A 12,869-nucleotide genomic window follows, 5' to 3' on the forward strand; every position below is an offset into this window, starting at 1 on the left:
CGCCTCAGCCGAACATGGCGCGCAAATCGACGCTGGAGCATTCGCCCAGATCCTCCAGATGCGCGGCCAGAAACCGCTCGGCGGCCGCACGTCCGGCCTGTTTCAGATGTTTCAGCACCTGCGGCAGCGGGATCATCTTGGTTGTCACCGACAGCCCCCGCATCACATCATCATCCGCAATCATGTGCACCAGAACCCGACGCATGGACCCGGATTGCAAACTGCCCTCTTGCAGGAGACGCTGCACGAATGAGATCGCACGCAATTCGCGCAATAGCGACGAATTAAAACTGATCTCGTTCATCCGGTTCTGGATCTGCTGCGGGGTCTTGGGGATCTCATCCCGCTCCAGCGGGTTGATGTTCACAATGACAAGATCCTCGGGCAAGTCGCTGCCAAACAATGGAAACAACGCTGGGTTACCGGTGTACCCCCCATCCCAATAGGCTTCGGTGCGCCCGCTCTTGGGATCAAAGATCTCGACCGCCTGAAACAATGTCGGCAGACAGGCAGACGCCAGAATAGCATCCGTTGAAATCTCGCTGCCTTCGAACACCCGGATCTTGCCTGAACGGACACAGGTGGCTCCGACAAACAAGGCCGGACCCGCATGGGCGCACACTTTGGCAAAATCAAACGCCTCGACCACCGGGCGCAGCGGGTTGCTGTAAAACGGACCATAATGGTAGGGCGACACCACTTGGCTCCAGGCTTCGGCCGGAGAAAATGGCATCATCTGTTCAAAGGCCTGAACAACCCTGGCCGGTTCCAGTCCGCGCATCCAATGCGAAAACCGCATATCCCCGACGGCACCCATCCGGCCCCACAAGTCGTCCAGACAGGCTTTTGCCCCGGCGCGGCCATCCTGAACCATGCCGGATTTAAAGGCCGCCCCATTGAGCGCCCCCGCCGATGTGCCAGAGATCCCTGCCACTTCGAGACGGTCCTCTTCCAGCAGCCGATCCAGAACTCCCCAGGTAAAGGCCCCATGCGCGCCCCCGCCCTGAAGCGCCAGATTGATTTTCTTGCGACCTTCGCCCATCACACCAATCCTGTCTTCTACTGGTCAAAAAAATCCCGGAGAGACTGGTGACGCCCAACGGATTTCACCACCGGGGGCAGCACCCCTTGATCCCGAACGCGGCACGCCTGGCCAAAATTACAAGGCGGTCCAACCACCATCTACGCTCAAGGTGGTGCCGGTCATCTGTGCCGCCGCATCGGAACACAGGAACACAGTGGTCCCTCCCAGCTGTTCGACGGTGGCAAATTCCTTGGACGGCTGGCGCGCAAGCATGATGTCTCTGACCACGGTTTCGCGATCCATGTCGTATTCTTTCATCGTATCGGGAATTTGCGCTTCGACCAACGGCGTCAACACATAACCCGGACAGATCGCATTGCAGGTGATCGGCTCTTGGGCCGTTTCCAGCGCCACGGTTTTGGTCATGCCCACCACCCCATGTTTGGCCGCGACATAGGCCGCCTTGTAGGGGGACGCAGTCAACCCATGTGCCGAGGCGATATTGACGATCCGCCCCCACCCGGCGGCGCGCATTTTGGGCAGCGCAGCGGCCATCGTGTGAAAGGCCGAATTCATGTTGATGGCAATGATGGCGTCCCATTTGTCGATCGGAAATTCGTCGATCGGGGCCACGTGCTGAATGCCCGCGTTGTTGACCAGAATATCGCAGGCACCCGCCTGTTCAATCAGCGCCCGGCATTCGCTGCCCTTGGACATGTCCGCCTTGATATAGCGGGCGTTCACACCGAAATCGGCAGCAATGCCCGCCGCCAGCGCATGATCTTCGTCGCGATCGCTAAAGGAGTTCAGTACGACATCTGCACCCGCCCGGGCCAGCTCACGTGCAACCCCCAGACCAATCCCGGAATTCGATCCGGTAACAACAGCGGTTTTTCCCGACAAGGACATTTTAGAAACTCCCCAAAACTTGCGATTAAGATGTTGCGCTGCACTGTGTCATGCTGCAAGTGCAAAGAAAACCGGCAATGCGCCGCGCGGTCTGTCCCGACCTCGGGGCACTCAGGGGGGGCACCTGCAACCGTTGCGTCAACGTCACCCGATACGCTCAGGTATCGAAAACAAAAAAAACGCCCGCACGAAGCGGGCGTTAAGTCATTGAGGCAGGTTTCATACAGGCAAGAAACCTATCGAGCAGTGACACCTTTATAAGCAATTACGCGCTGGCATCCAAGCTAAAAGTTTGAAAAGACGTGAAACCACCGTTAGCGTGAATCCTCAAGAAAATAAGGCCAGAGCAGGATTGTTGCCAAAGTGCGTCATGATTATTTCCAAAACACCCGCAGGATTCTGTCGGGAATCGCCCTGCTTTGCGGGGCTACTTTTGCGTCCGCAGAATCGACTCATGGCATAGCTATGTATGGTGACCCTGCGTTGCCACCGGATTTTGTGTCTCTCCCTTATGCCAACCCACAGGCCCCCAAGGGCGGCCGAGTCATCTTTGGCAACACAGGGGGCTTTGACAGTTTGAACCCGTTTGTCCAAAAAGGCACCGCCCCCTGGCAGATGCGGTTCTGGTCTTATGAAAGTTTGATGGGGCGATCCTGGGACGAACCTTTCACACTTTATGGCCTGTTGGCCGAATCGGTTGAGACGTCCGAGGACCGATCCTGGGTGGAATTCACGCTGCGACCAGAGGCGCGATTCGCCGACGGCAGCCCCGTTACCATCGAAGATGTCTTGTGGTCTTATGAGATTCTGGGGACCAGAGGCCACCTGCGATACCGCACGTTGTGGTCACAGATGGCCAGCATCGAACAGACCGGGCCCCGAACGGTTCGGATCACGTTCAAGGATGACAACCGCGAACTGGCCCTGATTGCCGGAATGCGACCCATTCTGAAAAAAGACCAATACGATGGCCGTGATTTCACCGACGCACCATTGGAGGCACCGGTGGGCAGCGGTCCCTACGTCATAGGTGATGTCGACCCTGGGCGTTTTATCGAATTCCGCCGGAACCCGGATTATTGGGGCAAAGATCTGCCCCTGCGGCGCGGGACTGCCAATTTTGATGAGATGCGCGTCGAATTTTATGGCGATCAGGCCGTAATGTTCGAAGCGTTCAAAGCAGGCGAATTGACCGCAATCCGGGAATTCAATGCCGATACCTGGGCTCGACAGTATGATTTTCCTTCGGTCGTTCGTGGGGATGTGGTCAAAACCGAAATCCCCCACGAACGCCCAACCGGCATGACCGGGATCGTGATGAATGCCCGACGCGTGCCCTTTGACGACTGGCGGGTGCGAGAAGCGTTGTTGCTGGCGTTCAACTTTGAATACATCAACGGCACGCTAACCGGCGGAACCCAACCGCGGATCACATCCTATTATGCCAACTCCTATCTCGGGCTGCGCCCCGGCCCGGCGACCGGAAAGGTGCGCGACCTTCTGGCTCCCTTTGCCGACTCCCTGCTGCCTGGCACGATTGACGGGTATACATTGCCCCAGGGTGATGACAGCGCCCGCAACCGGCGCGATCTGCGGGCCGCGGCCCGTTTGCTGAGCGAAGCCGGATGGCGTGTCGAGGACGGGCTCTTGCGCGATGATACCGGGCGGCCCATGCAGATGTCGTTGTTGTTGCGCCAGGGCGATACCGAAATGAAATCCGTGGCCGAACTCTATGCACGGGCGCTGGAACGGCTGGGCATCACGCTGGTTACGGAAACCGTGGACAACGCCCAATATGTGGCCCGCCAGAATACCTATGACTTCGACCTCACCCGTTTTCGTCGGGATCTGTCGCTGTCCCCAGGCAATGAACAAAAACTGTATTGGGGCAAGGACGGCGTGACCCAACCCGGCACCCGAAACCTGATGGGCGTCGACAACCCGGCCATCGAAGCGATGCTGGACACCATGCTGACGACGACGGAACCAGACACCTTTACCGCTGCGGTCCGCGCCTTGGACCGGGTCCTGACGGCCGGACGCTATGTGATTCCGATCTGGCAATTCGACAAGGGGCGGATTGCTCATGCCAAACAGTTGAAATACCCCGATACCCTTCCACTTTATGGCGACCGCATCGGGTTCATGCCCGAGGTCTGGTGGTTCGAAGAGTGACCCGAGCACGCCCAAGGCCGTTCAAACGGCCTGACACACCCGATTTGGACTCGCGCGCAAACGTCTTTTTCGCGATCCGGGGTCCAGGGTGGGTCACAGCGTCTTGGGTGCCAATGATGGCTGGGACGCGCGGATTTCCGCGTATCGGGACAGCCCCGGTCCCCATTTGCCACGAAAACACGACACATGCGCGCGCAGGTGCAGTATCCGCTTGCCATATGGGGCAGGTCGTATATCCGTGCGCGAGACAAGAAAAAGCAGGCGCATGATTCAAAACCAAAAGCTCCCCGCAACGCACCAAGGTCCAGTTCCAGCTCGGGAGTGGGTTGCCACGCTTGCCCGTTACCGTGACCCAGACCCTGTACGCAGCGCTTTTGAGTTGAGCGTCAGCCTCATTCCCTTTGTGATCCTCTGGGCGTTGGCCTGGGTGTCGCTGTCCTACAGCTATTGGTTGGCCTTTGGCATTTCCGTGTTGAACGCCGCCTTTCTGCTGCGCCTGTTCGCCATCCAACATGATTGCGGCCACGGGTCGTTCTTTAAACAACGTGCGATCAGTGACTGGGTTGGGCGTGTTCTGGGGGTTCTGACCCTGACACCTTATGACGTCTGGCGGCGCACCCATTCGATCCACCACAGCGCAGCCGGAAATCTGGGCAAGCGCGGAATCGGCGACATTCACACCATGACGGTGGATGAATACCAGGCACTTTCGTCCTGGGATCGGTTCATGTACCGCCTGTATCGCAACCCGGTGGTGCTGTTCGGCTTTGGCCCCAGCTATCTGTTCCTGTTGCAAAACCGGATTCCATTGGGCCTGACCGGCCAGGTCCGCTATTGGATCAGCGCCATGGGTACTAATATCGTCATAATCTCGGCACTGGCTCTGATTTGGTATTTCGGCGGTTTCATGGCTGTTGTCCTGATTTTCCTGCCCTCGACGCTGATTGCCGCTACGGCTGGCATGTGGCTGTTCTATGTGCAGCACCAGTTCGAAAACACCTATTGGAACGAAGATGACAATTGGCAGCTGCATGACGCGGCGCTGCACGGCAGCTCGCATTATATCATGCCGCCGGTTCTGCAATGGTTCAGCGCCAATATCGGCATTCACCATGTGCACCACCTGTACAGCCGGATCCCGTTCTATCGCCTGACCGAAGTGTTGCGCGATCACAAGGACCTGGAAGAGGCCAACCGCATGACCATTCGCGAAAGCCTGAGCTGCGCAAGGCTGCACCTGTGGGACGACAAGACCAAACAGCTGTTGTCCTTTGCCCAGGTTCGGGCGATGTACGGGTGATCAAACCCACACTTTAGATGAAGCTACGATGGGCCGTTTTACGGCCCATTTTTGTTGGCCAAGGCCCGATCCCGATCAAAGCCCCAAAGGCCGGTTCACCCCGCCGTCTACTGTAATGCATTGCCCGGTTATGTAACTGGCGACATCTGACAGAAGAAACGCGATTGTTTGCCCGACTTCCTCGTTGCGCCCAACCCGGCCAAGGGGCACCGTCCCGGCCCAATCTGGGTGAAATTCGGTTTTGGCACTTTCCATCAATCCCGGAGCAACCGTGTTAAACCGGATATTCTCTGGTCCATGGCGATCCGCCAACAGCTTGATGAACCCCTGGATGGCCAAACGCGTTGGACCAAGCGGAAAGGGAACTCTCGGTTGCCCCGCTTCGATCCCGGAAATCGCCACAAAGGAACCACGCCCAGATACCTTGAGGTGGGGCAACACGGCTTTTGCGAGGCGCATTGGCGCAATGACCATCATTTCATAATCATCATGCCAGGCGGGCCATGGGATATCAAAGATCTCTCTCGTGTATTCCGGGTCATAGTTAAAGCTGTCACGAGTTGCAGGTGGCGCGGCCGGAACCTCATACCCTTTCATGACTTCGCTGTGGCGCCCCGCACCAAACACGGCCGCATCAAGCCGACCAAACGTGTCCAACGCTGTTGCGACGGCTCTATCGACATCGACGTCGTTCAGGACAGATCCGGCCACGCCCACCCCGCCGGTTTCCGCTGCGATGTCACCGCATCCACCGCGGGACATCAACACCAGATGGTACCCTTGTGCGGCAAGTGCCCGGGCGGTCGCCGACCCAAGCCCCCCGCTTGCGCCAGTAATAATGGCTACAGGACGTTCATCGCCGCGACGGGTCATAGGCATACCTCAAATACTGGACTAACAAAGATCTTGTTGGCCGAGCCTAGCAGCATTTGAGCCTTGTTTCGCGGAATTCTCGATAACTTCCAAACTTTCACACGGACAGACGCCCCCGCCCACCTGTTCAAACCACACAGTCACGCGGGCCTTGAACAGGGAGACCGTTCGGAACAGGTCATTCGGATGACCCCCAATCGCCCCAGGTCATCGTGTCGGGGATCTTTGCCTCAGGCCAGCGAAGTCACCCACAGGATCGTGGCGTCTTCGTCGCTGACCGAGATCACATTGTGCCCCATGGCCGCATCGTAATAGGCACTGTCGCCGCGGCGCATGTCGATGGGTTCATAGAATTCTGTATACAGCTTGACCACCCCGGTCAGCACATACATGAATTCTTCGCCGTCATGGCGCACCCACCCTTCGAATTCTTCCATGTCACGGGCCCGCACACGGGCACGATAAGGCAGCATCTGTTTCTTGGACAGCGCGTCGGCCAGTAATTCATGTTCATAGGTCGCAGTGGCATGGGCCGCGCCCTGCCCCGATTTGGTAACCGACAGACGTCCGTTGACCTGACCACGCTGGGGCGGAGTGAAAAGTTGCGGGACCGAAATCCCCAATCCTTCGGCCAGCTTTTTGAGCGCATCATAAGTCGGCGACATCTGACCGTTTTCGATCTTGGACAGGGTTGAACGCGCCAGTCCCGCCTTGTTGGCAGCCTGTTCCAGCGTCCAGTCGCGCGCCTTGCGCAATTCGCGTACACGCACCCCCAGATCCAGAGGTTCAGCGTGTTCATCCTCGCCCGAACTGCGGGCGATGCGGATCAGGGATTTGGGGTCTTTTGACGTCATGATCGTTCTATACGCACGACGCGAGCCGCTTGCAACGCATCGCGTGTCGGGCTAGCCAACCGATATGCTTTCTATTTTTGATCAGGGGCCACCCGCGCCCTGCCCTGACCCATTCAACCTGACCGCTCATGTCCTGCGTCATGCACAGGACCAGCCGGACAAGATCGCCCTGTCGCTGGTTGGCCCGACCGGGGCCGAGAACTGGAGTTATTCTGACCTGGAAGCTGCGGTGCGTGGCACGGGGACCGGGTTGCTGAATGCCGGGCTGGCGGCTGGCGACATCATTCTGATGCGGCTGGGCAATACGGTGGAGTTTCCGATTGCCTATCTGGGAGCGATCGCCGCCGGGTTGGTCCCGGTTCCGACCTCCTCCCAGCTGACCGAATCGGAAACAGCCAAGATAATCGCGGATCTGTCTCCGGCCGCGGTGCTGCGGGACCCGCAGGTCGCCTGTGCGGATCACGCCAATCAGATTGGCATCAAAACGCTGGATTCAATGCGGGCCCTGCCTGCCTGTGCCTATGATCTGGGGGATCCGGAACGGTTGGCCTATATCGTCTATACATCCGGCACCAGCGGCAAACCCCGCGCAGTGGCGCACGCCCATCGGGCGATCTGGGCGCGGCAGATGATGGTGGATGGTTGGTACGGGCTGCGCAGCACAGACCGGCTGCTGCATGCGGGCGCGTTCAATTGGACGTATACATTGGGGACCGGGTTGATGGATCCATGGACCATTGGGGCCACCGCCCTGATCCCGCAACCGGGCACTGACCCGTCCGCGCTGGGGTGGTTGCTGGCGCATCACAAGGCAACGATTTTTGCTGCTGCGCCCGGAGTTTACCGCAAGATCTTGCAGTCGGACGATGCGATGGAGCTGCCCGATCTGCGTCACGGTTTATGTGCCGGCGAAAAGCTGTCACCGCTGTTGCACAAAACCTGGAAAGATCGCTCAGGTACCGACCTGTTTGAGGCCTTTGGCATGTCGGAATGCTCGACCTTTGTCTCGTCCTGCCCGGATCACCCCGCCCGCGGCGAGGCACTGGGACGTCCACAAGTGGGGCGCAGGGTTGCCATTGTCGGACCTGATGGTCCCGTGCCACAAGGAACCGAAGGCACAATCGCCATCCACCGCTCCGATCCTGGGCTGATGCTGGGCTATTTGAACGCGCCCGAAGACACCAAGGCCCGATTTCAGGGCGATTGGTTCCTGACCGGCGACCAGGGTGCCATGGCGGTGGACGGTCAGATCACTTATTTGGGCCGCGCAGATGACATGATGAACGCAGGCGGGTATCGCGTCTCTCCCGTCGAAGTCGAAACCGCATTGACCGCCCATCCCGGTATCACCCAGGTCGGTGCTGCCGCGGTCGAGGTGAAACCCGACACCTATATCATCGCAGCCTTTTATACCGGTCCCAAAGAGTTGACCGCTCAGGACCTGCAAAGCTTTGCCTCGGACCGCCTGGCCCGTTACAAACAGCCGCGCGCCTACATATATATGGATGCGCTGCCCACCGGGGCGAACAACAAACTGCTGCGCCGCGCCCTGCCTGCCTATTTCAAAGGATGACCCCCCATGACCGTCAAGCTCGACATCCTGTCCGACCCGATCTGTCCCTGGTGCTATATCGGCAAGACCCATCTGGACGCCGCGTTGACCCAGGTGCCCGACCACCCATTTGTAATTGAATGGCATCCGTTTCAGCTGAACCCGGACATGCCCTCGGGCGGTATGGACCGGCGCGCTTATCTCGAAGGGAAGTTCGGCGGCAAGGAAGGCGCTGTTCGCGCCTATGCCCCGGTCGTTGAAAACGCCGAAAAGGCCGGGTTGAACATCGACTTTGAAGCGATGAAGCGCACGCCCAACACATTGGACGCGCATCGGCTGATCCATTGGGCCGGAATCGAAGGCAAACAGACGGAAATCGTCGACGCCCTGTTCAAGGCCTATTTCGAAGACGGTCGCGATATCGGGGATCATGACGTGCTGGCGGATCTTGCGGATAATGTCGGCATGGACGCATCGGTTGTGCGCAAACTGCTGCAATCGGACAGCGACACCCAAAGCATCCGCGACCGTGACGCCCACAGCCGCAAGATGGGGGTGAATTCGGTTCCGACCTATATCGTCGCCAACAAACACGCGGTTCCGGGATCACAGCCGCCCGAATTATGGGTCAAGGTGATTGGCGACATCATGGAGCAACTGGACGGGGATGACAGTTGAAGCAATTCAAGCTTTCTACCATTCTACTCAGCCTGATAGCAGTGGTGCTGTCAGGCACGATCTTCTTTCGTCTCGTTGAAGGTTGGACCTGGCTGGACAGCTACTTTTTTACCGTGATCACCATTTCCACCGTCGGGTATGGCGAATTGGTTCCGGCCACAGCATTGGGCAAGATCGGGACGACGTTTCTGATCTTTGGCGGGCTGGGCGTTTTTGCAGTTGCAATACGCGAATTTGCCAACTTTCACATGCAAAAACGCGAAGAACACACCGAATGGCTGGTTGGCCACCTTGGCCACCGCAAGGCTGACCAAGACCCCCCGGCCGCCAATGAAGACGAACAACCCGATCCACATTGAACCATAAAATGTGACCCAAGGTCTTTTACATGTGCACAGTTATCTGTGCATCGGCGAACTGGAAACTGCCCAAAAAACATGATACCGCTGCCCCAGCGTGACCGGAGATTTCACTCCTTGCCCACCCCGGCTTATCTGGGGCCAGCCCGCGCTTTCGAAACAGATTGGAGCGGTCCATGAGCCACCGAATGCATCGGGCGGAATTTGTTGCGTTGATCGCGATGATGTTTGCCACCATCGCTTTTTCCATAGACTCGATGTTACCGGCCCTGCCCGAAATCGGTGGGGAACTCAGCCCCGATGACCTGAACCGGGCCCAATTGATCCTGACCTCATTTGTGTTGGGCATGGGGGTCGGTACGTTTTTTACCGGGCCTCTGTCTGACAGTTTCGGGCGCAAACCAGTGATCTATGGGGGGGCGGCATTGTATATCCTGGCCAGCTTTGTGGCCTGGACCAGTTCGTCGCTCGAAGTGGTACTGGCCGCAAGGATTGCCCAGGGTCTGGGTGCCGCGGGTCCGCGTGTTGTGGCAATGGCGGTTGTGCGTGACCTGTTTTCAGGGCGCGAAATGGCGCGGATCGTGTCTATTGCTATGATGATCTTTACCCTCGTTCCTGCGGTGGCACCATTGTTGGGCGCAGGCATTATAGCCATAACAGGATGGCGCGGCATCTTTCTTGCCTTCATCCTGTTCTCGATGATTTCGGTGTTCTGGTTGGGTCTGCGTCTGCCTGAATCCCTTCCGCGCGAAAACCGCCGTCCGTTCCGGGGACCGCTGCTGGTCAAGGCCGTCGGAGAAATGTTTGCCCACCCCAGTGTCCGCCTGTCGATCCTGGTCCAAAGCCTGTGTTTGGGAACGCTGTTCACCATGCTCACCATGGTGCAGCCCGTCTATGACGTGGTTTATGACCGGGCCGACAGCTTTCCCATCTGGTTTGGTGGGGTTGCCATTGTGTCCGGCTCGGCAAGTCTGTTGAACGCCGCGCTGGTGGTGCGATTGGGGATGCGCCGGATGGTCACCTGGACCTTGGGTGTTCAGATCCTGCTGAGCGGTGTGATGCTTGTTGCCGGGGGCATGGACCTGTCCCAGGACGCGGGCTTTGGTTTGTTTGTGTTCTGGCAGACCAGCATCTTTTTCATGGCCGGCACCACGCTGGGCAACCTCAATGCCATGGCGATGGAGCCGATGGGCCATATCGCGGGCATGGCGGCTTCGGTCATTGGTGCGATTTCGACCGTGATCGCTGCCGCAATCGCGGCCCCCATTGGTCAGATGTTCAATGGATCCCTGTTCCCGCTGACGGCTGGGATCCTGGTCATGTGCATCCTTGCCTATGGATTGATGCTGTACATGGGGCGCGTGGAGAACCGTCTGCCTGCCTGACCCCTATCAAAAATGCGGCTGATCCCTTATTCTTTCGGCCATTGTGGGGGAAATAGATATGAACGAATATTATGAACTGGGCAATTACAGTTGCCCTGTGACCACCCAATCAACCAAGGCCCAACTGTGGTTTGATCGCGGCCTGATCTGGACGTATGGGTACAATCACGAAGAAGCCGTGCGCTGTTTTCAAAAAGCGCTGGAACATGATCCCGAATGCGCGATGGCCCATTGGGGCGTCGCCTATTCCGCCGGACCCAATTACAATATGCCCTGGCAGCTGTTTGACGCCGAAGGGCGTGCGACGGCGCTGGCGACTTCGTATGACGCAACGCAGGCGGCGCTCTCTTGCTTGGACGGGTGCACTGAGGCCGAAGTGGCGCTGATCCGTGCCCTGCCCGCCCGCTATCCCCAACGCGAACTTGTCGAAGACATGCACCCCTGGAACCATGATTTTGCCGATGCGATGCGTGCGGCATTTGCCAAGGTGCCCGACCACCTGGACCTGCGCACGGTCTATGCCGAAAGCCTGCTCAACCTGACCCCCTGGCAAATGTGGGATCTGAAAACGGGTGAACCAGCCAAAGGTGCCGCCACGGTAGAGGCGCAGGACGTCATGGAAACGGCCATGGCCCAGGATCCGGACGCCATGGCCCATCCCGGCCTGCTGCATCTCTATGTACATTTGATGGAGATGTCGCCGACACCGGAAAAAGCTCTCAAGGCCGGGGATATTCTTCGCACACTGGTCCCAGACGCTGGCCACCTGGTCCATATGCCCACTCATATCGATGTGCAGTGCGGTCATTTTCACAACGTCGTGTATTGGAATCAAAAAGCCATCGAGGCGGACCTGAAGTATTATGCCCGCGAAGGCGCGTTCAACATTTACACCGGCTATCGTCAACACAATTACCACTTCGTCATCTATGGCGCATTGTTTCTGGGACAGATGGGCCCGGCGTTGCAGGCCAATCAAGGGATGTGGGACACCACGCCCATCGAGATGTTGCAGGTCGAAAGCCCGCCGATGGCCGATTATTTCGAAAGCTATATGTCCATGGGACCGCATATTCTGATCCGGTTTGGGCGGTGGCAGGAGTGCATCGCACTGGAGCTGCCCAAAGACCCGGATTTGTTCTGCACCCTGACTGCCACGGTCCATTATGCCCGCGCCATCGGATATGCCGCCACCGGATGCGTCGCCGAGGCCGAAGCCGAAGAGGCGTTGTTTCTGGCGTCCAAGGCCCGCGTGCCAGACACCCGCCTCCTGCACAACAACTGTGTTTCGGATCTGCTTGAAATCGCGACACAAATGCTGCGTGGCGAGATCGAGTACCGCAAGGGAAATCATGACGTCGCCTATGCGCATCTGCGTAAATCTGTCGAACTGGACGACACGTTGCCGTATGACGAACCTTGGGGGTGGATGCAGCCGACACGCCACGCGTTGGGTGCGCTTCTGTTCGAACAGGGACGCGTCGCAGAGGCAGAAGCCGTCTACCGCGAAGATCTGGGGCTGGGTGGCAGCCTGTCTCGGGCATCCATTCATCCCGATAATGTATGGTCTCTCAAAGGGTTGCACGACTGTCTTGTGGCACGCGGCGACACGATTGAATTGCCTCAAATCAAACAGCGTCTGGATCTGGCACAGTCTCGGGCCGATGCTGGTATCCGGGCTTCGTGCGGCTGCGCGCAGGTTGCCATGACGTAAGGACCCCAAAAGCCCGAGGGACAATTTCCTTGCCGAAAGCCACGGC

Annotated in this window: 11 protein-coding genes; 7 read left to right on the forward strand and 4 right to left on the reverse strand. The window is 58.2% G+C overall.

What is annotated here, in order from left to right; all coding sequences use genetic code 11:
* Window positions 1-4 precede the first annotated feature (4 nt).
* A complete protein-coding gene (locus tag K3727_12225) occupies window positions 5-1,042 on the reverse strand; it encodes a patatin-like phospholipase family protein (protein UWQ89588.1) in 1,038 nt (345 codons plus the stop codon).
* A 117-nt stretch (window positions 1,043-1,159) separates the two neighbouring features.
* Window positions 1,160-1,933: a 3-hydroxybutyrate dehydrogenase gene (locus tag K3727_12230; protein UWQ89589.1), complete on the reverse strand. Its 774-nt coding sequence runs from the start codon at window positions 1,931-1,933 to the stop codon at window positions 1,160-1,162.
* Window positions 1,934-2,296: 363 nt separating this feature from the next.
* Between K3727_12230 and K3727_12235 the strand changes: the two genes are divergently transcribed.
* Window positions 2,297-4,108: an extracellular solute-binding protein gene (locus tag K3727_12235; GenBank protein ID UWQ89590.1), complete on the forward strand. Its 1,812-nt coding sequence runs from the start codon at window positions 2,297-2,299 to the stop codon at window positions 4,106-4,108.
* A gap of 265 nt (window positions 4,109-4,373) precedes the next feature.
* Complete coding sequence (locus K3727_12240; GenBank protein ID UWQ89591.1) at window positions 4,374-5,408, forward strand: fatty acid desaturase; 1,035 nt, start codon at window positions 4,374-4,376, stop codon at window positions 5,406-5,408.
* A gap of 75 nt (window positions 5,409-5,483) precedes the next feature.
* Here K3727_12240 and K3727_12245 read toward each other — a convergent pair whose 3' ends face one another.
* Together K3727_12245 and K3727_12250 are read right to left on the reverse strand one after the other, a co-directional pair.
* A complete protein-coding gene (locus K3727_12245) occupies window positions 5,484-6,281 on the reverse strand; it encodes an SDR family oxidoreductase (protein UWQ89592.1) in 798 nt (265 codons plus the stop codon).
* Between the two features lie 230 nt (window positions 6,282-6,511).
* Window positions 6,512-7,135 (reverse strand): XRE family transcriptional regulator, encoded by a 624-nt coding sequence (locus K3727_12250; protein ID UWQ89593.1) that lies wholly within the window; start codon window positions 7,133-7,135, stop codon window positions 6,512-6,514.
* A gap of 64 nt (window positions 7,136-7,199) precedes the next feature.
* Here K3727_12250 and K3727_12255 point away from each other — a divergent pair, with 64 nt between their 5' ends.
* The 5 genes from K3727_12255 to K3727_12275 all read left to right on the forward strand — a co-directional run bounded on the left by K3727_12255 (window position 7,200) and on the right by K3727_12275 (window position 12,823).
* Window positions 7,200-8,708 carry an acyl--CoA ligase gene (locus tag K3727_12255; protein UWQ89594.1) on the forward strand — a complete coding sequence of 503 codons (1,509 nt, stop codon included), beginning with the start codon at window positions 7,200-7,202 and terminating at the stop codon, window positions 8,706-8,708.
* A 6-nt stretch (window positions 8,709-8,714) separates the two neighbouring features.
* Window positions 8,715-9,365, forward strand: a complete 651-nt coding sequence (locus tag K3727_12260; GenBank protein UWQ89595.1) for a DsbA family oxidoreductase — start codon at window positions 8,715-8,717, stop codon at window positions 9,363-9,365.
* Complete coding sequence (locus K3727_12265; protein UWQ89596.1) at window positions 9,362-9,724, forward strand: potassium channel family protein; 363 nt, start codon at window positions 9,362-9,364, stop codon at window positions 9,722-9,724. Before K3727_12260 ends, K3727_12265 begins: the two co-directional genes overlap by 4 nt.
* A 176-nt stretch (window positions 9,725-9,900) precedes the next feature.
* A complete protein-coding gene (locus K3727_12270; protein ID UWQ89597.1) occupies window positions 9,901-11,109 on the forward strand; it encodes a multidrug effflux MFS transporter in 1,209 nt (402 codons plus the stop codon).
* Between the two features lie 58 nt (window positions 11,110-11,167).
* Window positions 11,168-12,823, forward strand: coding sequence for a tetratricopeptide repeat protein (locus K3727_12275; GenBank protein ID UWQ89598.1), 1,656 nt, complete (start codon window positions 11,168-11,170; stop codon window positions 12,821-12,823).
* Window positions 12,824-12,869 lie beyond the last annotated feature (46 nt).

The organism is Rhodobacteraceae bacterium M382 (assembly GCA_025141015.1).
Lineage (GTDB): Bacteria > Pseudomonadota > Alphaproteobacteria > Rhodobacterales > Rhodobacteraceae > Aliisedimentitalea > Aliisedimentitalea scapharcae.